Here is a 23,348-nt window from a genome sequence, read left to right as displayed (position 1 = left end):
TAATAAAACGATTAATATGAAAAATAATATAATAGCTTTTGCAGCCTTATTGTTTCTTTCTTTTAGTGTGACTGCACAGATAGATAGAAGTAAGCAACCAAAAGCAGGGCCTGCCCCAAAAATAAACATAGAAGAACCTGATAGCTTTACTTTAGACAATGGTCTGAAAGTAATGGTTGTTGAAAATCACAAACTTCCAAGAGTATCTATGTCTTTAAGTTTAGACAATCCACCAATATTTGAAGATGATAAAGCTGGAGTTTCTAGTTTAACAGGACAACTGCTTGGAACTGGTACTCAAAATATGTCTAAAGACGATTTTAACGAACGTGTAGATTATTTGGGAGCTCGTCTTAATTTTTATTCTAGTGGAGCTAGTGCCAATACGCTATCAAAATATTTTCCAGAAGTTTTAGAACTAATGGCAGATGGAGCGCTAAATCCAAAATTTACTGAAGCGGAATTTACCAAGGTAAAAGATCGTGAAATCGAAGGTTTAAAATCTCAAGAGAAAAATGTAGCTTATAATGCGGGTAGAGTAAGATCTGCCTTGGCATATGGGAAAAATCATCCTTATGGAGAATTTGCTACAGAAGCAACTGTAGAGAAATTAACTTTGGCAGATGCACAATCTTTTTACGAAACTTATTTCGTTCCTCAAAATGCATATTTAGTTATTGTTGGAGATGTAGATTATGATAATGTAAAAAAAATGGTAAAAGAAAATTTTTCTAACTGGAAGAAAAGCGAATTGCCAGAATATAAAATGCCAGCAGTTACAAATCTAGATCAAACTGAAATTCAGTTCGTTGATATGGCTAACGCTGTACAGAGTGAGATCTCTTTAGTAAACACCATAAATCTAAAACAAAAAGATAAAGATTATTTTCCTGTTTTAGTAGCTAATAAAATTCTTGGTGGCGGTGGAGAGGCTCGTTTGTTTTTAAATTTGAGAGAAGACAAAGGTTATACATACGGAGCATATTCAAGAACTGGTAACGATAAATATGGTGCTGCCACATTTGTTGCAAGTGCTAGTGTTAGGAATGCAGTAACAGATAGTTCTGTTGTTGCTTTTTTAGATGAAATTTACAAAATCAGAAACGAAAAGGTTTCAGACAAAGAGCTAGCTAATGCAAAAGCTAAGTATACAGGAGATTTCGTATTATCTTTGGAGCAGCCTGCTACTATTGCAAGATTGGCTTTAGATGTAGAAACTGAAGATCTTGATGACGACTTTTATGAAGATTATTTAAAAAACATTAATGCAGTAACTCCAGAAGATGTACAACGAGTTGCTAAGAAATATTTCCTTGCAGATAATTCTAGAATCGTAGTTGTTGGTAAAGGAAGTGATGTTGTAGAAAATTTAGAAAAAATAAATTATAATGGAAAGAAAATCCCAGTTGTTTATTTTGATAAAGAAGGAAATAAAGTAGATAAGCCAGAATTCAATAAAACAGTAGACGCCTCGGTAACTTCAAAATCCATCTTAGATAAGTATATTCAAGCTATTGGCGGAAAAGAAGCAGTATCTGCTGCAGAGAGTGTTATGATGATGGCTCAGGCGGAGATTCAAGGTCAAAAATTAGATCTTGAAATGAAAACAACTTCAAGTGGGAAATCTTCTACATCTGTAGCAATGGGAGGCAAAGTTCTTAGCAAGCAAATCTTTAATGGAAAAACTGGATTTATGGTTGCTCAAGGCCAAAAGATCGACTATACAGATGAGCAAATAGTTGCTGCTAAATCAGATGCAAACCCTTTTCCAGAACTTACTGCAACAGATGCAAAAATTATGGGAATAGAAGCTGTAGACGGGAAAGATGCTTATAAAGTGGCAATTTCTGAAGACACAACAAATTTCTACGATGTAGAGACTGGATTGAAAGTAAAATCTGTTAAAACAGTATCTCAAGGAGGTCAAACTATCAGTGTTCCTACTGGATTTAGTGATTATCAGGAAGTGAACGGAATTAAATTTCCATTTACCGTATCTCAGTCAATGGGACCTCAAACATTCGAATTTAAGGTATCTGCCATTAAAGTGAATGAAGGAGTATCTGACGAGGATTTTATGGAATAATCTTTTTATTAATGTTGAAAGAGCCGGCCATTATTGGTCGGCTTTTTTGTTTTTAGCATATAGATTCTTCGATCTATTTACCAGAAAAACACCCAATAAAATGATTAGCATAGAAATTAATTGAAATACACTAAACACCTCTCCATCCAGAAAACCCCAACCTAGAGCCACTAGCGGAATGGTATAGGTAACAGAAGTCGAAAAAACGGGATCGGAGATCTGTATAAGTTTATTAAAAATCACCATTGCAATTCCAGTTCCTATAACTCCTAAAATAAGCACATAAATAATGGAGGTAGATACAATTTCGTCATTCAGGATGTTTTCAAAAGAAAACCCTGTTAAGAACAATACCATAAAAGAGGGTCCAAGCAACACCAAAAAATTCCCAGCTGTGATTCCCAATGCAGAAATATCGTGCATATATCGCTTTATAATATTCACATTAATTGCGTAACAGGCTGCTGCTATTATAACCAAAACTGAGTAAAAATAATTTTGATCTGGATTTACTTGTGCTCCGCTAAAAATCAGTCCTAAAGTCCCAATTAGCCCTATTACCACTCCTAATACTTTATTTTGAGATAAGGCCATTTTAAAGAATAACACTCCAAAAAGCAAGGTCATTAATGGAGTAGTCGCATTTAAAATAGATGCCACTGCGCTATCGATTTCGGTTTCTGCATAAGCAAAAAGATAAACTGGAAAGAAGGAACCTATAAAAGCAGAAATAGAGATCCATTTCCATTGTGCCAGTGTAAGCTTACTTATGCTTTTAAAACCAATCAGGATTAAAAACAAAGAAGCAAAAATTATCCTGAACGATCCTAGCTGCAAAGCACTAAGACCAATAAGCCCTTTTTTAATAAGAATAAAGGAACTTCCCCATACCAGGGATAATAAGATAAGATAGATCCATTTAAGGTTTTTAGACGGCATTTGGTAAGGAATAAATTAAAATTATAGCTCGCGAAAGTACTATAAAAACCACCTAGGTGAGAAGGGAAAATAAGAAAAGGCCTGAAACGTGAGAAATCCACATTTCAGGCCTTTTAAAAAATATTAATTAAGTTTTATTGATTCTCTGTAAGCGGAATAGGGAATTGAGTGAACACATCATCCCCAGGCCTGTCGATAGGTAATGTGTTTAGGATATCGAACCTTCTTGCATCTATCCATCTGTGACCTTCCCCATATAATTCATACCTTCTTTGCTTCAGCATTTCAGTAACAAGCGCCGCCTGAGTCACAGGACCTGAATAATCTGGGAGCGATGCAGAATTTCTAATTACATTTAAAGCTTCTACCGCTTCAGATGGGTTTATTGAAATATTTGCTTCAGCATAAAGCAAGATCAATTCAGCATTTCTAATTATTGGAATATCATCTGTTCTGGAAGTGTATACGAAGAAATCATAATCTCCTGAAAGTCCATCAAAAGTGATCGTTTCATCCCTAAGACGTGTTTTCTCATCAACTCTACTATCGCCTGCTTCGGCGTCAGCAATAAATCCAGGCTGAACAATTCTCACCCCTGCGGCTGAGGCATTTTCAGGAAAAAATACCGGATTTGCTAAATCTGTTTGATCTTCAGAAAAAACATAATAAATTCCAGTATCAAGATCACCGGAGAGATCCAGAAATGAGCTTTCCAGAAAATTAAGCACTGCAGGGTAATCCCCTTGATAAGCTGCTACTCTGGCAGACAAGCCTTTGTTCACCTGGAGAAATTTAGCAGGCGTATTAAAATCTGCAAAACCTGTTGTCATTTTGAAAGGAAATGAGTTTCCTCCTGAAACAAGATCTGTTGCAGCCTCCTCCATCAAGTTTCTAATTGCCGTTAAACCTTCAGTGTAAGAAACAAAAGGGCCTAAATTATTGGGATCATTAACATCAACGCGAATACCATTCTCGTAGGTCAGGTTCAAATTCAGCAAAAGTTCATAAGCCTTTATGGTTTTGAGAAAGCCTCTTGTAGCACTTAATTCTTCTGGTGAAAAGTCTGCAGTAGAATTTTCTAAAGCATTAAGAATTATGTTTGCATTTTTTACTGTTCTGTATCTGGCTGCCCAGGGGGTAGTGATATAAAAAGTGTTATTATCAAGAATCGCATTATCCCTTCCAAGTAAATCTGCAGTAAGACGTGGATCTGAACTTGAGAAACGATAAAATTCCCGGCCTATAACTCCTACATCATCATAGTAATTCCCTAAACCTTCTCTCATAGAATAAAATACTCCCCCTACAAGATCCTGAAGGTCTCCACGGCCAAGGTCTTCCACCAGAGCGTCTACTTCAGGGCCATTCAAATCGGAAAACTCTTCTACCTCACAAGAGACAGTAAAAATTCCGGTGGCCATTAAAACAAATAGTTTATTTATAATTTTCATACTGATCTTTTTAGAAGTTAAATTCTGCTTTAAATAAATAACGTTTGGATGAAGGGAAAGGAGTTACTTCAACTGCGTTGAAAATAGCACTTCCTCCAAAATTTGATACTTCAGGGTCATAACTGTTGTAATCAAATATGTTCACAAGATTTGTCCCAGAGAATCCTAATCTTATTCTCTCAAAAGTTCCGTTAAGCAATCTGTCTGAAAGGGAGGATGGTATATTGTAATACAATCCAAGCTCTCTTAATCTTACATATCCAGCATCTTCAATGAAAACCTGGGCCGAAGAACCAAGTTGACTAACCCTGTAGGGACCGTTACCTAATTGTCCTTCCGGATCCAGATCTACAGTATCAAAATCATGGCTGGTACCACTAAGGTCTGTCAATAACGCTGTTAAGTTTACGTTATCTCCACCTTTTTTCCACTGCCATAAAAACGAAAGTTCAAAATCCTTATATCTTAAGAAGTTGTTGAAAGCCATTTGAAAGTCTGGCTCAGAATCTCCAAATACCTGAAGGCCGTTAGCACCTGCATTAGGTCCAATACCTACCAGTTGAGTAGCACTTTTTCCTTCTTCAATTCTAAAAGTTCCCAATGTTGCACCAAATGCACCAATGTTAAAAGCAGGTACGTCAAGCTTGGTGATCTCAGATTCATTTTTGAAGAAATTGATTCCCAAATCCCAGTTGAAATTACGGCTTCTAGCAAGGATGGCATTAATGCCAATTTCTATTCCTCTATTCTCAAGACTACCTCCATTCACAAATTGATTTCCAAATCCTGAAGATGGTTCTTTAACAGAAAGAAGAATTAGATCATCAACTGTTTTCTTATAATAAGTAATCGAGCCGGTAAACCTGTTAGAGAACATTCCAAAATCAATTCCTGTTTCAAATTCTCTTTGTCTTTCAAATTTAAGATCTGGATTTCCCAAAACTCCTCTTAAACTAATTCCTTTTAAAGTACCATCAATTCCTACGTTTGTATAGCTGTCATAAGAAGTAAATAAACCAGCAGGTGGAGGGAAATTACCTGCTTCCCCATAAGCAGCTCTTAGTTTAAATTGACCTAAAAAAGATTCGTCATTCCAGAAATCGAACTCGTTCAAATTAACTGCAACTGAAGCTTTTGGATAGTAAAAAAGCTCATTAGCATCTCCGTTATTTGAAGATTTATCGCCTCTCAAACCAATTGTTGCAATTATCTTATCCTGATAATTCACCTCTTCCTGAACAAAGAAACCAGCATCTTCCTGCCTTACCCTTGTTTGTTCAACACCAGTGTTGGTAGCCTGATCTACGTTGGTTTCAGAAGCAACAAGATCTGTAGCTGCCAAAAGATATCGATTTTGATCAAAAGATTCTCTTGTCAAACCTGCCTGAGTTCTGAAATTGATATTACTATCAGTAAAATAATTATGTACTAAGAATCCTGATACATTGTAGTTCTTGTTGGTAGCAGTTCCCTGTACAGATACCCCATTTAGTCCTCCGTTATCCGGATTTTGAAACTGAAGTTCTTTTGGAAAAAACGCATATGTGTTATAACCGTAATAATCTAGTCCTCCTCTTAATATAAGCTCAAGACCAGATTTTTCAGCTTTATAAATATCTATATTTGCGTATCCTCCGGTAATCAACCTATCTACCTTTTCTTGGTTTACTACAAGGTCTCTGGTTTGCAAAATGTTTGATGCTCCTAAAGGGTTATCTGGATAGTTTCCATTTTCATCAGGAAATAATTGTAACCACGGCACCGTACCTGTTAGAGCGACTCCGATAGATGTTCCAGTATTGTCATTGTTAAAGTATCCCCTGTCTGAAGTAGAATTTACGTAATTGGTACTAAAGCCAAACTTGATAAAATCGTTTGCCCTGTGATCTATGTTCAATCTAAATGAAATCTTATCATAACCGGTATTGGCGACAATTCCGTCTTCTTTATTTTGTGTAACACTGGCAAAGAATCTGGTATCTTCGCTTCCCCCACTGGCGCTAAAATTTGTGATACTAATAAGACCTTGATCTCCAAAAAGTTCCTTTTCGTAATCGACAAGTCTGTTTTGGTCACGTGCGTCAATAAAATCCTGAACAGCTGCTTCTCCAAAACTTTCTCTCACCCTCTCCTCATTATAGTCTCTTACACCTAAAAGGTTAATAACTTCTGTCCATCCTAAACTTTGAGAAAAATTGTACCTAGTCTTTCCAGCAGAACCACGCTTGGTTGTAATAATAACAACCCCCGCAGCAGCTCTACTACCGTAGATTGCAGCTGTAGATGCTCCTTTTAAGATCTCAATATTGGCAATATCTTCAGGATTAATATCTGCGATCCTGTTAGATGGGTTATCCTGGTTAGATGAACTTCCCTGTCCTGCAGCAGCAGAAACAATATTTAAACCTGCCGGAATTGAAGAGTTATCTATATAAACACCATCCACGATGTACAAAGGCTGGGTATTTCCTTGCAAAGAAGTAGCACCTCTTAATTTAACCGAAAGTCCTCCTCCCGGTGCTCCAGAATTAGCACTAACTATAGCTCCCGGAAATTTACCGTAAAGGGCTCCATCTAAGGTGGGAGGTGCAGTTGTTCCAACCAATTCCTTGGCGCTAATAGAAGAAACTGCGTTAGCCGAATTAGATCTTTTAATAGATGTTGCAAGACCAGTAACCACTACCTCATCTAAGGCGGCGGCAGCTTCTACAAAACTTACGTTTATTGGTGAATTTTGAGTAACTACTCGCTCTTGGGTTTCAAAACCTATATACGAGAAAACTAGGGTTGTAGGTAAAGATTCAACAGATAATGAAAAATTACCGTCTAAATCACTAGTCGTTCCATTTGAAGTTCCTTTTTGAATTACATTCACAAAAGGTACAACTTCCCCTGTCGACTCATTAATTGTTTTACCTGTTAAAGTTTCTTGGGCGAATAGCACTGCAGGAAAAATAAACAGTAAAAGCATCATTTTGATGCCAGTTAGTTGGATGTGCCTCATAATTTTGGTTTTTTCAATTAGCAATCACCAAATTAAGTAAAAAACCAAAGGCCTCGACTAAAAGTTAATTATTGTTTAATAATGACGGAAGAAATGTTAATATTTAAAAAAACGCACACTATTTCGTGAGAATTATCTCCATTTAAGAGATTCCATAAGCCTCTTAATGTCAGATTTAATGTAAGATGCCGCTGGCATTATAGAATCAAAATTAGGTTTTTGATTGAAATAAAGAGAGCCTGTCACAAAGTGCTTGACACTATCTGTAACATAAAACTGTGCTTGAGATGCAGCATCTCCATCTATTGAGTAAAACATTCCGTAAGTTTTATGCTCTGGATTCATATAAACATCACCTTCTATATAGTCTGCCTTAATAGTATGCTGTAAAGGTAATTTTTGAGAATCCATTAAAAGAGAATCCAAATTGTTGTGCACTTCCTGATATGTAATAAAAATAGAGGCATTCAATTTTGGGTAATTCAGATTGATCCAACACGGCCTAGAACCTTTAGGTTTTACAATCTTCGCGATAGAATTATACTCAAAGCTATATGGGCAACTTAGGTTGGTTTCAACATATTCTGCAGTAGGAAATTCTAAGTCTAAAAAAGCCTTCTGCTTAGGAAGCACCTCGTCTTTACACGAAATAGAAACAGCGATAATTAATAATATGATACTTATTTTTTTCATCTTGAAAATGGTGAAAACTAATTTAAGGTATAAAAGCTCAAAGCTCTAGACTATTCTTCTGAAGATGTTTCTGACATAATACTTAATTTGATCTGCTTTATTCTCTTATCATCTATTACTTCTACTGTAAAGAGATAATTCTGAAAAGAGATCTTTTCATTCTTCTTCGGGAAACCTCCCGATGTTTCGAGTAAAAAGCCTGCAAGGGTATCTGATTCTCCTTTGTTTTCTTCAAAATTCGAGGAGTCTTCTAGCTTTATAATCTTATAAAAATCCTTTAAAGGAGTCTTTCCTTCAAATATAAAATTAGACTCATCCAGCTTGGAGAAAACCAAATCTTCATCATCAAATTCATCGCTTATATCACCTACAATTTCTTCAATTATATCCTCTAAAGAGACCAAACCACTGGTTCCACCGTATTCATCTACAACAATTGCCAAATGAATTTTCTTATCCTTGAATTCATTTAAGAGATCATCTAATTTTTTATTTTCAGGAATAAAATACGGCTCTCGTAAAAGAGAAGTCCATTCAAAGTCTTTTCTATCTAAAAATGGTAATAGATCTTTAACATATAGAATTCCGCTTACTTGATCTATGTTTTCCTTATAAACAGGAATTCTGGAAAACCCATTTTTAATTATTTCTGGAATTATCTCCTTATAAGTTTGATTTTCTTTTAAGGCAAAAATATCCATTCTAGGGCGCATAACCTGCTTGGTATCCGTATTCCCAAAGGAGACAATCCCTCTTAAAATCTTTTGCTCTTCATGCGTGGTATCCTCATCCCTTGTCATTTCCAGCGCCTGGGAGAGATGATCTACACTTAAAAACCCTTTTTGTTTGCCTAACTTATCGTGAATATAAATGGTAACGGCCCTCATAGGAGTGCTAAGAGGAGATATTAAAAAATCCAATACATTTAATGGAATAGCCATTAGATTACTGAATTTCACATTATTCCGACTTGCGTAAACTTTTGGCAGGATCTCTCCAAAAAGCAAAATTAGAAAGGTCACGATACCAACTTCTATCAAAAATTTAAAATTGATTCCAAAGACAACAGCATTCAAATTCCCGAAAAACTCATCTGTAAAAGAATCAAAAAGAAGAACAATCGCAATGTTTATGGTATTATTTGCAACTAATATAGTAGCTAATAACTTTTTTGGCTTCTCTAAGAGCTTAACAACTATTTTTTGAGCATTTGTTCTCTTTCCATTATCACTAAGGAAATCTGCAGGAGTTAGAGAGAAAAACGCAACTTCTGCACCAGAGATTAGCGCAGAGCAGATTAATAATACAATTAGCATTACAAGGCTTAAAACCTGTGAAAACTCTAGTGATATAAATAATAAAATTAAACTGGGAGGATCTGGATCCAAATGCTTATGTTTTAGTTAGACTTAGAAAGGCAAATCGTCTTCTTCCTCATTGCCTGTATTTTGATTGGCAAAAGTATCATTTTTAGTATTGGAAACTGGTTTCGCTGAAGCAGTATTTTGATCAGCATTTCCTGAAGTTTCACTTTTAGGTGTTAGAAAGGTAAAATCTGTACATTGAATTTCAACCGAGTATCTTTCAATCCCTTTATCGTCTGTCCATTTTCTGCTTTTCAATCTACCTTCTACGTAAACCTTATCTCCTTTTTTAAGGTATTTCTCACAGATCTCTGCAGCCTTATTTCTCACAACTATATTATGCCATTCGGTATTCTCTACTCGTTGCCCAGAAGATTTGTTTGTGTAAACCTCATTGGTAGCTAAAGGGAAACGTCCAATTGCTCCGCCTCCTTCAAAATAATGCATTTTTACATCGTCTCCTGTATGCCCTATTAGCATTACCTTATTAAGTGTACCCGTCATTATATTTTATTTAATTATTTAGCTAATTATATAATTTAAAAATAGAGAAATTTATTCAGTATCCCCTCTTATTAGAGTCAATATTACCAAGCTTTAAAAATTTTTGGTTGTTCATAAAGTATTATAAACTGATTAAAGATGTCATTCTGTCCCGATACTTCTGGAGTTTCAGAATCTCATGAGGCTTTAAATAAATACCATAAATGGAGACCCTGAAATAAATTAGCATTGATGTATTTTCAAAGGTACTCCGAATGAGCGACCCTGAAACAAGTTCAGGGTGACGATACTGGTTTTAACTTCCGTGATGCTGTCCCGAAACATCGGGAGTTTAAGCATCTTTCATTCGTCAATTTCCTCCGCTAGATAATTTTTTTATCACGGGTCTTAGGGTGACTAGATAACTATTATGAAGAAGAACGGACATATATAAAATATTTCAACCAAGTTTAATATTCGTCCAATTCAAATTCGCTAATAAAATTGGCGATTAAAACCGGAACAGGGTATTCTTGGATTTTAGATAAAGGGATTGTATTGGTATTTAATTCAGCATTCTCCACAATCCAAAATCTGGTATATATATGCTGATGGGATAATTTATGTATAATAGGTGTGTCATTATACAAACTTACTTTTAGATTATATTCTCCTCCCTCGGGGAAAAGGCCAGGTTCTGCCAACAAGGCTTCTGCATCTATTAAGGATGTAGACTCCATCAGAGGAAATTGATACAATCCTTCCCAGATTCCTTTCCCTATCCTTTGCTCTAAAATAGTTTCATTCTCTTCTGAAAGGAAAACCAAATAATTAAAATACCGTTTTTTTACCTTGGCTTTTTTCAGCTTAACAGGAAGCATCGCTATCTTATTATTTTTTAAAGCCAAACAGCTATTGGAAAGCGGACAACTTTCACATAACGGATTCTGGGGCTTACATTGCAAAGCACCAAACTCCATGTTCGCTTGATTATATGTAGCGGGATCCTCCTTATCCATCAGCTCGGTTGCCAAAGCCTTAAACTCTTTTTGACCTGCACTACTATTAATAGGTGTCTCAATATCAAAATATCGAGCCAAAACCCTATATACATTTCCATCTACCACAGGAGCAGCTTCATTATAACAAATAGAAGCCACTGCACTTGCTGTATAATCACCAATTCCCTTTAATTTCAATAAATCCTTGTAATTATCTGGAAATTTACCATCTAATTCATAAGCCACAACCTTTGAAGTTTCATGTAAATTTCTGGCCCGAGAATAATAGCCCAAACCCTGCCACAGTTTAAGAACTTCGTCTTGTGAGGCATTTGCAAGATCAAAAACAGTTGGAAAAGAGGTTGTGAAGCTCAAATAATAGGGCAAACCTTGCTCAATTCTAGTTTGCTGAAGCATGATTTCACTTAACCAAATACGATAGGGATCACTGGTTTTTCTCCAAGGCAAATCTCTTTTATTACCTAAGTACCAATTAATCAATATTTTATGAAAAATCATGAATGTCATTGTTTGCCTGCAATAATAATTCTTTATTTGGTTACTATTTAATGAATTAGGATTGAAATATTGGAGATTTAATTCTTATATTTGCCCCCTTGAAAATTAAGAACCCCAATTATAATTTTAAATAGTACGAAAATGACGAAAGCAGATATCGTAGCGAAGATTTCCGAAAAGTTAGGAATGGAAAAAGGTGATGTACAAGCTACTGTTGAAACATTTATGGAAGAAGTGAAGACTTCTTTAGAAAGCGGAGACAATGTTTACCTAAGAGGATTTGGAAGTTTTGTTATTAAAACAAGAGCTGAAAAAACCGGAAGAAACATCTCTAAAAATACTACAATTAAAATCCCTGCACACAATATCCCTGCATTTAAACCTGCTCGTATTTTTGTAGATGGTGTTAAGACTAATGTTGAAGTAAAAGAATAATTCCTGTAATAGGGAGTTTGAAAGTATATAATTATTAATTTAAAAAAAGTACACTATGCCAAGTGGTAAAAAAAGAAAAAGACATAAGGTAGCTACTCACAAGCGTAAAAAGAGAAGTAGAGCTAACCGCCATAAGAAAAAGTAGTGTTCTCACTACTTTTTTTAGTAAAAAACGTTCTTTGAAATTGAAGCCGAATTTGAATACCCTTTAAATTCCGGTTTCTTCAGGCTTAAAAACCCTGTGAAAATTTATTGTTTAATCCATCCCGATTTCCGGGATAAAAATCTAAAAGAGTGGACAAAGAATTGATTATTAGATCAGGTTCCTCTGCTATAGATTTTGCCTTAATTAAAGATGGAAAACTAGTCGAATTAAACAAAGAAGAAGACGATAGCAACTTTGCTGTAGGTGATATTTTTATTGCCAAGATCAGGAAAGCTGTTCCAGGATTAAATGCCGCATTTGTAAATGTTGGCTATACAAAAGATGGTTTTTTACACTATCATGATCTTGGACCTCAAGTCCTCACTTTGTTGAAATTCGTAAAACGTGTAAGCACAGGTAAATTAAAAGATTATTCTTTACAGAATTTAACTTTTGAAAATGATATTGATAAAGACGGCAGTGTAGCTGAAGTCTTAAAATCAAATCAGTCGTTACTGGTTCAAGTAATGAAAGAACCAATCTCCACAAAAGGTCCCAGAATAAGCTCAGAGCTTTCTCTCCCGGGACGTTATATTGTGTTGGTGCCTTTTTCCAATAGAGTTTCAGTTTCTCAAAAAATTGAAAGCAAAGAAGAAAAAGACCGCCTAAAAAGATTGGTAAAAAGCATTAAGCCTAAAGGCTTTGGTGTAATTGTTAGAACCGTAGCAGAAGGCAAAAAAGTAGCAGAGCTAGACAGAGATCTCCAGAATTTAATGAGTCGCTGGACAGCAATGTGTAAAAAACTATATAAAGCACCTCATCCATCCAAGGTATTGGGAGAGTTAAATAGAGCGTCCTCAATTTTGAGAGATGTCTTTAACGACACTTTCTCCTCTATTGCGGTAGATGAAGAAGAGCTTTATACACAGCTAAAAGATTATGTGGCAGAAATTGCCCCAAATAAAGAATCTATAGTAAAGCTGTACCAGTCCAATGTTCCAATTTTTGAAAAATTCGGTATCGAAAGACAAATAAAAACTTCCTTTGGTCGCACCGTATCGATGAGCAAAGGAGCTTACCTGATTATTGAGCACACAGAAGCCATGCACGTTATAGACGTGAATAGTGGAAACCGTTCCAATAAAGCTAAAAACCAGGAAGAGACCGCCTTAGAAGTGAACCTTATAAGCGCCACAGAAATAGCCCGACAATTACGATTACGTGATATGGGTGGAATTATTGTGGTTGACTTTATAGACATGAATAAGGCCGAAAACAGAAAAGCACTATTTGATCATTTACGCGAAGAAATGAGCGATGATCGTGCTAAACACAAAATATTACCCCCAAGTAAATTTGGGTTAATACAAATTACAAGACAACGCGTTAGGCCGGAAACTAATATCAAGACCCGTGAAGAGAATCCGAACGGAATAGGAGAGATTGAGGCTCCTATTATAGTTATTGATAAGATTAAAACCGACCTGGAAAGGCTGATCAAAAAGAATCACAAAAAGATCACCTTAAGTGCGCACCCATTTATTGCAGCCTTTTTAACAAGAGGCTTTCCATCACCCCGCTCCCAATGGTTTTTTGACCATAAGCGCTGGGTAAAAATTTTACCAAGAGACGCTTACACGTACATGGAATATCACTTTCACGACAAAAACGGGGAAGTTTTAGACTAAAATTTTAAACCGCTATTCATTTATTTGAGTAGCGGTTTTTTTTGTTTTAGTATGTTTTGTGAGTAAGCTCATTAACTTCATAACAAGCTATAAAAGGTCCTTGTTACTTTACAATATCCAGTTCACTAATAAGACCTTCCTTCTTTTTAGTAATCTTAATATCTAAGCTTTACTTTAATCACCTTGTCTCAATTCAGCCAATTAAAAAGCCGGAAATCTCTTTCCGGCTTTAGCTTAATTTCCTTTTTCTGCTTCCTGCTCCCAACCTTCCGGACGTTTCCATCTTACCGGCGGGGCAGGCTCTTGCTTCAAATCTACAGGTGTTTCTTCCAGGAGTCTTAATGCTTCCTGAACAGAACGCTCAAGCTGTGGATCTCTTCCCGCAATAACATCTGCCGGAGTCATCTGTACCTCAATATCAGGGGCTACCCCTTCTCCTTCTATAGCCCAGTTCCCTTCAACATCAAAGAATCCTCCGCGCGGTGCTACCATTCTTCCTCCATCTACAAAAGCAGGGGTGTCCCAGGTGCCAACAAGTCCGCCCCAGGTACGAGTACCTACGAGGGGTCCTATTTCCATCTCTCTAAATAAGTAAGGTAATAGATCTCCTCCAGATCCTGCTCTTTCGTTAATGATCATCACCTTTGGGCCCCAAATTCCAGCCATAGGGGTTGTAAAAGGCTTATTTCCCTCCACCCTACTATTAAAATATCCATGAAGTTCCCTTGCGAGTACGTCAACAATATAATCTGCGGCAGAACCTCCCCCGTTGTTTCTTTCATCTATTATAGCTCCCTGCTTATCCTGCTGGGCAAAGTAATATCTGTTAAAATATTGATAGCCTTGTTGCCCTGTATTAGGGACATACACGTATGCCAGTTTCCCATTGGACATTTCATCAACTTTCCTTCTGTTTCCCTCGATCCAGGCAAAACTCCTTAGTTGATATTCATTTTCAACAGGAACAACCGTGATCAATCTTGCTCCATCTTTCGAAGGTTTATCATTCACTAATATATAAGTTTGCCTTCCTGCTGTCCCTTCAAAATAAGTATAAAGATTTTTGGAAGCTGTAACTTCTTCTCCATTTACCTCTAAAAGAAAATCCCCTTCGTTAACGTTCAGCCCTGAAAGACTTAATGGTGCCTTCACTTCCGGATTCCAGCTTTCACCATTATAAATCCTGCTGAAATAATATCTGTTTGATCTCACAGCGTAATCTGCCCCAAGCAATCCTACAGCGACTTCATTGATGTCCGGAAAATCTCCGCCTGAAGTATATGAATGCCCAACAGCTACTTCACCTCCCAATATGTCTACCAGGTAATTTAGATCTGATCTATGACGCACGTGCTCTACCCATGGCGTATACCATTCCAGGATTTTATCCCAAGGGGCACCGTGAATATTGTCTACATATAAAAAATCTCTTTGATACCGCCATCCTTCTCTAAAGATCTGCTTCCATTCTTCTATAGGATCAATTTTTAATCTCAGATTGGAAACCACCAGTTTATTATCTTCAGCATTCGGAGCTCCATTAGCGGTGGGGACAATTCCCCAATTACTGCCGTTGCGATAGAGCATATTTTTACGGTCATGGGAAACAGAAGCCTCATTTACTTTAGGAAGAAATGGAATAGATTTTCGTTCTTCCAGGCTGTACCGACTCATTGAGAATTCAGACTCGTTTGGGATATCTTCCATATAGAATACATAGCCCTCCGGCCCTGACAATAAATTGGTATAACTTTTATCTGGAACACCCAGTACTTCAATTCGGTTTTCCAATCCGTCAAAATCGATTTTTACCTGGGCGACATTCTTTTCAGGTTCCTTTTTACCTAAAGATTTCTTTTTCTCTTCCTTAGCTTTGTTTTCCTCCTCTTCCTTTTGCTCCTTCTCATCAAAAAGTCTGGGCATAAGGGGAGATGGAGTGTCTTTTGAAAGTACCATCATATACAAACTTCTGGTTACAGGTCTTTCATAACTTGTCATATCCAACCAGCCTGTATTGAGCCCGTAATTTGTAGTAGCAAGAAAGTAAAGATACTTCCCACTTGCATCCCATACCGGCGAAATTGCATCGGCCATGGAATTGGTTAATTGATGGTTTTTACCGGTTTCAACATTATGCACTTTCACCGCCTTGAACATATTATCCATAATGCGTACATATGCTATCCATTGGCTATCCGGAGACCAGACCGGGTTAAGAGAACGATTTGGATGAGCATAACCTTCTACGTCGGCTTTGGTGATCTTTTCGCTCTCTACATTTATATACCACAAGTTGTAATCTGTATCTGTGAAAGCGATATACTTTCCATTTGGCGACCATTCCGGTTTAAAGAAAAAGGTTGGGTCTGGTATCTTTACACTACGGATATCTCCTAATCCTTCCTGGTTCCCAATCATAAGCTGATATTCTCCCGAAGCATCAGAAAACCAAGCTATTTTAGACCCATCAGGAGACCAGACAGGAAATCGATCTGCCGCCCCGGATGAGTTGGTAATGTTTCTCCAGTTCCCTTCTTCTTTTGAAACAGTAAAGATCTCTCCTCGGTATTCAAATAGGGCTCGCTGCCCCGTTGGACTTAAGGACGAATTGGAAAGTTTGGTGGTTTCCACATTTTCCCATCTTGGCCTGGCCCAGTTAAAATCTCCGTTGATATTTATTTCAAGCTGTTTACTATTTCCGTTGGAAGGGTCTAGCAAATGAAGATATCCTCCCTGCTCATAAACGATCATTCCGCCACCTGCGTCAAGGCTTTTAGCATCAAATTGCTTGTGAAAAGTTATCTGTTCAACATCTTCGGTAGCAGGGTTATAAGACCAGATATTGTTAGCAAAATCCCTTTCTGATAAAAAGAATATTTTACCGTTAAGCCAAACAGGATCGGTATGTCTCTCATTATCTGTTTGTAAAGTCTGTTTGAGTGAATAATCTTTTAAATTCAGGATCCATATTGGTTGCGCCTGTCCGCCACGATAGTTACGCCATTCAGGATCCCAAAAGGAGATAGGAGTATAGGCAAGAAAATTACCATCTTTGGACAATTCTCCGTTGGCCGCTCTTGGAACTTTTAGAGCTACTGGCATGCCCCCATTCGTAGCGATAGTATATAATTTAGAAGCTGCAGTTGGATATCCTTCCCTTCCGGAAGAAAACAAAACCGACTGTCCATCTGGTGTCCAGCCGGTAACTTCATCGTTTCCCGGATGCCAGGTAAGCCTCTTTGGCTGTCCACCTTCAGCAGGAATAATATAAACATCTACATTTCCATCATACTCCCCGGTAAAAGCTATCCATTTTCCATCCGGAGAAAAGTGCGGATTGGTTTCAGCTCCTTCATTTGAAGTGAGACGACGTGCATTACCAAGCTTGGTCTCTCCCAGGCGTCGGTCAACAACCCAGAGATCATTGGCATGAACAAAAGCAATATGTTGATCGCTAATGGTTGGCTGGCGTAACAACCTGGTGCCCTGGGCATTTGTCTGTACAGGGTAAAATCCCAAAAAAGAACAAAAAAACAATAAAGAGCCTATTTTTGATATCATAGAAAGAATAGCTTAAATAATAAATTAATAAGTAGTAATATAAGGAATAAATCTTGTGGAAATATTTACAAAATTTAACCCATCTCTATTAAAGTATAGTTTTAGAATAAAATTTTGAAAACCGCCTATCAAATAAATGATAGGCGGTTTTTTTATGTATAAGATTTTCTGAATCAATCATCTCATTAATGAAAAATGACCTTTTAGAGTAGCATAGCCTTCAATTTTAATATGATACCAATAATCTGAAGCGGGCAAATTTGTACCATTAAAAGATCCATTCCAGGAAAAGTTAACTCCATTCCCAGATTTCAATAATTTCCCATATCTATCAAAAATCATTATTTCTGAAGAAGGAAAAAACTCCAGACCTTTCAATTTAAAGGAATCGTTATACCCATCTCCATTTGGAGAGATCATCTTGGAGACAACAATATGAGGGAATTGTAGCAAAACAGTTTTACACGCGCTTAGATCACGCATATATGCGGTGTATACTCCACTGGGAACATTTAAAAATACATTTGAACTCTGAAAGTTGATACCATCTAAAGAATATTCAAAAATTCCAGTATTGGCCGGAGTAATTATTACAGTATTTTCATCAGATTTAACGCTTCCTATTGAAGCGTTATCCACAGGAACAACTGCAAAAATTTTAGTTGAAGAACAAGCTTGATCTGTAACAACCTCAACAGAATAAGTGCCAGATTGAGAAACGTTTATAGATTGGGTGCTTTCTCCTGTAGACCAAATGTATGTATAGCCTGAAAGCTTTGTATCTAATACTAATGCAGAATCTGGACAAAGTTGAAGCTCTTCATCTTCCAGAACCGGCACATCATTTATTACCACTCTAATTGGTGTTCTTGCACTTGCATTACAATCATAATCCGCATTTTCTGCTTCCGCATAGAAAACACCGGCTTCCTCTGGCTGATAACTAAAAGAATCTTCCTTTAATAATACCCCATCAACTGCTGCACTGTACCAATTTATTCTTACATTTTCTGCATTAACAACTGTTATTCGCGGAATAACTTCTCCCTCGCAAATAAATTTATCACCTTCACTAATTGGTGTATCTGGTTCTTTTAAGATTTCAATAAAAAAAGCTTCAGAGAAAGAACTACAAAGATTGTTATTCAAATTAACAACATCTTCTGCCACCTTGATCCTATAATAATTAGAGCTAGAAAGCATACCAATAGTAAATTCACTTTGCGTAGCACCAGCAATATTCACCCAATCTTCCCCATTTGCGCTTTGCTGCCATTGGTAGGCATGAGTTTGATACACGCTATTATCTGGGGTTGCCACTAAAGTTTTAGTGACAGGAGCATCTTCTTCACAAATCGTTATTCCCGTATTTGTAGCTCCATCTGTATCGATACTTGTAAGATCTCCGCAGGATCTAAATATTATATCGTCTATGGCAAGATCATTTCCGCAGCCGCCATCTCCATTATTAAAAATCTTTAAAATAACATTGTTCTGTCCGGCTTCGCTCTTGAAAGTTAATGCAAATTGTTCCCATTCAGGAGTGGAGGAAGCAGGGATAGCTGCAGTACTTCCTTCTTTCAAAAGTTGAGTATCGGTTTCATCCCAAATTTGGAACTTTACATTAACAGGAATATCGCCATTAGGACAAGCACCACTTGTAGAATTATAAATATTCATAAGATAAGCCGAAAACTCGTAGGTAGTATTTTCACAAAGCCCTGAAATATTAGTCTTATAAAATTGTCCTGAAGTAAAACCTGCATTAACTATTAAAGCTCTTCCTCCTGAAAGTGTTGTGTTCGGGAAATAAGAATGCCACGAAGTAATTTGACGACCAACAATATCAGACACCGTATATTCTCCATCTTGCGGGTCTTGAGTTACAAAATTATAACTGGTGATTCCCGTTGCCAATGCGGTACCATAACCGGCTCCACTTCCAAAGTCCTCCTGAAAAATGGGGTCGCCCTTACTGCCCTCACAAAATCCTAACTGTGCAAAAGAAGACTTAACAACAAAGAAGAAAGCAAGAAAAAACAACCTAATCATTTTCAAATATAAGGCAATTAAAGAGCTTTAGTAATAAATAATATTATTTAAGATTTTCCTTCATTTATAGTCTTCTAGAGTAACTTTAAGTAAAAAAATCTATCCATTTTAGACAAGTTATTGTTTTCATATCTTTCCTGATAAATCGTGCTTAATGAAAACTTATAAATATTTTCTGCTTTTTCTAATAATGATATCTTTCTCAGGATATGCCCAGAATAAAAATATAGCTCACAAGCCCTTGATCATAAACATTTTGATAGATGCAGAAAAGAATGTTTATATTGAAGAATACAAAACTTCAAATGAAAAAGTAATTCCCAGTATTCAAAAAATTGTGAATAATACACCTTCAAATAAGCACGAAGGAGTTATTTATAGGATATTTGCAGATGGGAGTTTGCAGCATGGAGTTATAATGGACGTAGATCAGTTACTTCTTGAAGCCTACCAACCAATAAAAACTAAGACCGAAAAATATCTTCTGGACTTAAAGGAAAATGACCTAGATGGTCCTGACTGGACAAAAAAGCTTAATAAACTAGATCTAAAAGCATCCCGAATTAATTAAAGTCTTTTTTATGAAAGCCAATGCCTCAGAGAAATCCTATACAGTAAAAGAAGCTACTATAAAACTAATGCAGTTTTGTGCCTATAGAGATAGATCTCAAAAGGAAGTGCAGGAAAAGCTACGCGAAATGAGAATGATCCCTGAAGCTTGTGAGAAGATCACCATTCAGCTAATGCGAGAAAATTTTTTAAATGAAGAGCGTTTTGCCCGTAGTTTTGTTAGAGGGAAATTCCGCATCAAAAAATGGGGGAGAATCAAGATAAAACAAGAATTAAAAAAGCGGGAGATCTCCACGCCACTTATAAAACTGGGATTTACAGAGATAGATCCTTCAGAATATTATTCAACTTTAAATGATCTGGCAGAAAAGAAACTTCCACTTATTAAAGAGGCAAATTCCTATAAAAAGAAACAAAAATTGATCTCTTTTTTACACCAAAAAGGCTACGAATTTCCCATAATTATAGAAGTTCTGGAAGAATTTAAGTTTTAATATTGTTCTTTTTGTGAGTCTTGATAATGGCCTGCTCGTTCTTATAATCAATCCACTTCTGACCTCTTAATTTGCGCATATAATTATCAAAATAGCGCATAAATGCAAGGTTGTATACTGCTTTTGAAAAATTGGTGATGTTTCTAGAAGTTGCTCTTAGGCTCATTGAAAACCCAGGAGTTAGATATGTCATCTGGTGCCAATAGCCTTCAGGCATATACAAAGCTTCTCCATGATTAAGATTAGTAATATATCCCTGAGCTTCCTTTAAAGCTGGAAACTTTTCGAAATCTGGATCTGTAAAATCTATATCTTCTCTGGAAATCAAGGCATGCGGTACTTTATAGAGATATTTACTTTGTGAAGGCGGATAAAGGATACACTGCTTTTTTCCATGAAAATGGAAATGGAGAATATTTGCAAAATCTATATCATAATGCATGAACACCTTCGAGTTCTCCCCTCCAAAAAACAAGGTTGGTAGTTGTTTTAAAAATCGTAGTCCCATATCCGGGAATTTAAAATCATTCTGAAGCACAGGAACCTCTTTCATTAAATGATACAAAAAGATCCTGTAATTGGTAGGTTTAGATTTTAACAACGCGATATACTCGCTCATCTTCATCTTTAAATGTGGCTCATTAAATTTGAACTCAGAGCTGATTGGCCTATCATCATACAAAGGCACTATTTTATCTCCAGCAATCTCAGCAATATATTCTAAACTCCATTTTTTGTATGCTGGCCAATCTTCGACTAAATGTTCGATCACCACAGGTTTCTGTGGATTTACATAATGCTTTATAAAATCGGCCTTAGAAATATTCTTTATCCTAGGGATTTCAGCTAATTGCAATCTTTCTTTCATCCTTTCATCATCAAATTCCTGCATTTCTATGCGTACTATTTACGGCAAGTCTGTTTTTATAATCTATCCATTTCTGGCCTTTAAATTTCCGCATAAGGTTGTCGTAATTTCTAATAAAAATTACATTATTTAAAACCTCTAAAATTTTCGTTGGTTTTGTTGGTAACGAACGAAGGGTTAAAGATAAGCAAGGGGTTTCATATTTTACAAAGTGCCACCACTTACTTGGAATAAATAAAGTATCTCCATGCTCTAAAACCACTTCAAATCCTTTAGCCTTTGCCAAGGCAGGATACTTTTCAAAATCTGGACTATCCATATCTATCGACTCCATGCTTACAATAGAATAAGGAACCTTATAAAGATATTTTGTTTCTGAAGGCGGATAAAGAATAAACTTCTTGGTACCAGCGAAATTGAAATGAAAATTATTCGCAAGATCCATATCGTAATGCATCAACACCTTTGCACCCTCACCTCCAACAAATAATACGGGAAGTTTTTTGAAGAACTTCACGCCAATTTCCGGATACTTAAAATCTTTTAATAAATCTGGACAATTCTGAAGTAAATTAAAGAAGAACATTCGAAGATCTGTAGGTCCCGATTTTAAAATATCTATATATTCAGACATTTTAACCCTCATAGCGGGTTTATGACTCTTTTCCTTTCCTTTGGCAGGAGTACCGTCATAAAGTGGCACCACGATCTCTCCAGCTTTTTTTCTAAAATATTCAAAATCCCATTTTGCTTTTGCTGTCCAATCTGCGCTTAAATTTTCCATGACCACAGGTTGCTGCGGGTCAAAATACTCCTTTAAAAAAGTTTCTTTATCTATCGCATTAACGCGTGGTATGGGTTTTAAGTTAAGCTGCACATTTTAAAGCAATTAAACGATATTATAAACTGGTTTTAGATTTTTTTTGAGCCTCTAGGTTTCTTTCAATTTTATGACTAGGTCTAGACCATTTAGGTTTTTCGCCTAAATTCAGAAACTTAGATTCGGTTGCTTCCACACTTTCCGGTTTAGATTTCTTCACAAAAGGTTTTTGTGGATGAAGCCCTAAAGCTTTAAACATTTCCATGTCTTCTCCCACATCTGGGTTTGGAGTAGTTAGCAATTTATCTCCTGCAAAAATAGAGTTAGCACCCGCAAAGAAACACATTGCCTGCCCTTCTCTACTCATTTCAGTTCTTCCTGCAGAAAGCCTTACTTGAGTCTCTGGCATTACAATTCTGGTGGTAGCGACCATTCTTACCATGTCCCAGATAGAAACTGGCGCCTGTTCTTCTAGCGGTGTTCCTTCTACAGGAACCAAGGCATTTATTGGCACAGATTCGGGCTGCGGACTCAAAGTTGCCAAAGCAACTAACATTCCTGCACGATCGTCGTTAGACTCTCCCATTCCAATAATCCCACCACTACAAACAGTAACATTGGTTTTTCTAACATTTCCAATGGTATCCAATCTATCTTGATAGCCTCTGGTAGAAATAACTTCTTTATAATATTCTTCTGAAGAATCTAAATTATGATTATAAGCATACAAACCAGCTTCAGCCAAACGCTGTGCTTGATTTTCTGTGATCATACCCAAAGTACAACACACCTCCATATCCAGTTTATTAATGGTTCTTACCATTTCCAAAACCGAATCAAATTCTTCACCATCCTTTACATTTCTCCAAGCTGCCCCCATACAAACCCTGGAACTACCTGATGCTTTCGCTCGCAAAGCTTGCGCTTTCACTTGGTTCACACTCATAAGATCGTTCCCTTCAATATCTGTATGATATCTTGCAGCCTGCGGGCAATACCCACAATCTTCTGGACATCCTCCTGTTTTTATAGAAAGTAATGTAGAAACCTGAACTACATTTGGATCGTGATTTTCCCTATGTATAGATGATGCTTCGTAAAGAAGATCCATAAAAGGTTTGTTATATATTTCAAGAATTTCTTCCTTGGTCCAGTCGTGTTTGATTGTCATGAAA

General features: G+C 36.6%; 17 protein-coding genes. 5 read left to right on the top strand and 12 right to left on the bottom strand.

Features of this window, described 5'->3' with window-relative positions; translation table 11 throughout:
• Positions 1-16 precede the first annotated feature (16 nt).
• Complete coding sequence (locus ES724_RS09325) at positions 17-2,086, top strand: M16 family metallopeptidase (RefSeq protein WP_146932373.1); 2,070 nt, start codon at positions 17-19, stop codon at positions 2,084-2,086.
• A 30-nt stretch (positions 2,087-2,116) separates the two neighbouring features.
• Here the strand turns inward: ES724_RS09325 and ES724_RS09320 are convergent, their stop codons facing one another.
• The 7 genes from ES724_RS09320 to mutY form a co-directional block, all read right to left on the bottom strand.
• Complete coding sequence (locus ES724_RS09320; RefSeq protein WP_146932371.1) at positions 2,117-3,025, bottom strand: DMT family transporter; 909 nt, start codon at positions 3,023-3,025, stop codon at positions 2,117-2,119.
• 134 nt (positions 3,026-3,159) lie between these two features.
• Entirely contained in the window at positions 3,160-4,476 is a 1,317-nt protein-coding gene (locus tag ES724_RS09315) for a RagB/SusD family nutrient uptake outer membrane protein (RefSeq protein WP_146932369.1), read from the bottom strand.
• 10 nt (positions 4,477-4,486) lie between these two features.
• Complete coding sequence (locus ES724_RS09310) at positions 4,487-7,480, bottom strand: SusC/RagA family TonB-linked outer membrane protein (protein WP_146932367.1); 2,994 nt, start codon at positions 7,478-7,480, stop codon at positions 4,487-4,489.
• 132 nt (positions 7,481-7,612) lie between these two features.
• Entirely contained in the window at positions 7,613-8,173 is a 561-nt protein-coding gene (gene gldD / locus ES724_RS09305) for a gliding motility lipoprotein GldD (protein WP_146932365.1), read from the bottom strand.
• Positions 8,174-8,223: 50 nt separating this feature from the next.
• Positions 8,224-9,561: a gliding motility-associated protein GldE gene (locus tag ES724_RS09300; protein ID WP_146932363.1), complete on the bottom strand. Its 1,338-nt coding sequence runs from the start codon at positions 9,559-9,561 to the stop codon at positions 8,224-8,226.
• Between the two features lie 21 nt (positions 9,562-9,582).
• Positions 9,583-10,041 carry a single-stranded DNA-binding protein gene (locus tag ES724_RS09295; RefSeq protein WP_146932361.1) on the bottom strand — a complete coding sequence of 153 codons (459 nt, stop codon included), beginning with the start codon at positions 10,039-10,041 and terminating at the stop codon, positions 9,583-9,585.
• Between the two features lie 449 nt (positions 10,042-10,490).
• The gene (gene mutY, locus ES724_RS09290; RefSeq protein WP_146932359.1) at positions 10,491-11,540 is read right to left on the bottom strand and encodes an A/G-specific adenine glycosylase; all 1,050 of its coding nucleotides are present in this window, start codon (positions 11,538-11,540) and stop codon (positions 10,491-10,493) included.
• Positions 11,541-11,663: 123 nt separating this feature from the next.
• On the opposite strand from mutY, the gene ES724_RS09285 reads away from it, so the two are divergent.
• Entirely contained in the window at positions 11,664-11,975 is a 312-nt protein-coding gene (locus tag ES724_RS09285; RefSeq protein WP_262489267.1) for an HU family DNA-binding protein, read from the top strand.
• Positions 11,976-12,269: 294 nt separating this feature from the next.
• Positions 12,270-13,808 carry an Rne/Rng family ribonuclease gene (locus ES724_RS09280; protein ID WP_026836653.1) on the top strand — a complete coding sequence of 513 codons (1,539 nt, stop codon included), beginning with the start codon at positions 12,270-12,272 and terminating at the stop codon, positions 13,806-13,808.
• A gap of 234 nt (positions 13,809-14,042) precedes the next feature.
• Here ES724_RS09280 and ES724_RS09275 read toward each other — a convergent pair whose 3' ends face one another.
• Together ES724_RS09275 and ES724_RS09270 are read right to left on the bottom strand one after the other, a co-directional pair.
• Complete coding sequence (locus ES724_RS09275; protein WP_211362758.1) at positions 14,043-17,369, bottom strand: S41 family peptidase; 3,327 nt, start codon at positions 17,367-17,369, stop codon at positions 14,043-14,045.
• Positions 17,370-17,546: 177 nt separating this feature from the next.
• A complete protein-coding gene (locus tag ES724_RS09270; protein WP_146932357.1) occupies positions 17,547-19,421 on the bottom strand; it encodes a T9SS type B sorting domain-containing protein in 1,875 nt (624 codons plus the stop codon).
• A 154-nt stretch (positions 19,422-19,575) separates the two neighbouring features.
• On the opposite strand from ES724_RS09270, the gene ES724_RS09265 reads away from it, so the two are divergent.
• On the top strand, positions 19,576-19,992 hold the full coding sequence (locus ES724_RS09265; protein ID WP_146932355.1) for a hypothetical protein: 417 nt from the start codon (positions 19,576-19,578) through the stop codon (positions 19,990-19,992).
• Positions 19,993-20,002: 10 nt separating this feature from the next.
• Positions 20,003-20,485, top strand: a complete 483-nt coding sequence (locus ES724_RS09260) for a regulatory protein RecX (RefSeq protein ID WP_146932353.1) — start codon at positions 20,003-20,005, stop codon at positions 20,483-20,485.
• Here the strand turns inward: ES724_RS09260 and ES724_RS09255 are convergent.
• Genes ES724_RS09255 through bioB form a run of 3 tightly spaced genes read right to left on the bottom strand, consistent with a single transcriptional unit; the run spans position 20,475 to position 23,344 of the window.
• Positions 20,475-21,377, bottom strand: a complete 903-nt coding sequence (locus ES724_RS09255; protein ID WP_246136852.1) for a cupin-like domain-containing protein — start codon at positions 21,375-21,377, stop codon at positions 20,475-20,477. The two genes, ES724_RS09260 and ES724_RS09255, sit on opposite strands and share 11 nt — an antisense overlap.
• The gene (locus ES724_RS09250) at positions 21,364-22,230 is read right to left on the bottom strand and encodes a cupin-like domain-containing protein (protein ID WP_146932351.1); all 867 of its coding nucleotides are present in this window, start codon (positions 22,228-22,230) and stop codon (positions 21,364-21,366) included. Before ES724_RS09250 ends, ES724_RS09255 begins: the two co-directional genes overlap by 14 nt.
• A 22-nt stretch (positions 22,231-22,252) precedes the next feature.
• Positions 22,253-23,344, bottom strand: coding sequence for a biotin synthase BioB (gene bioB / locus ES724_RS09245; protein WP_146932349.1), 1,092 nt, complete (start codon positions 23,342-23,344; stop codon positions 22,253-22,255).
• Between the last annotated feature and the right edge of the window lie 4 nt (positions 23,345-23,348).

Source organism: Gillisia hiemivivida, assembly GCF_007997295.1.
Lineage (GTDB): Bacteria > Bacteroidota > Bacteroidia > Flavobacteriales > Flavobacteriaceae > Gillisia > Gillisia hiemivivida.
The sequence above is the reverse complement of the archived record's forward strand: the minus strand, read 5'-3'. Positions and strand labels throughout refer to the sequence as shown.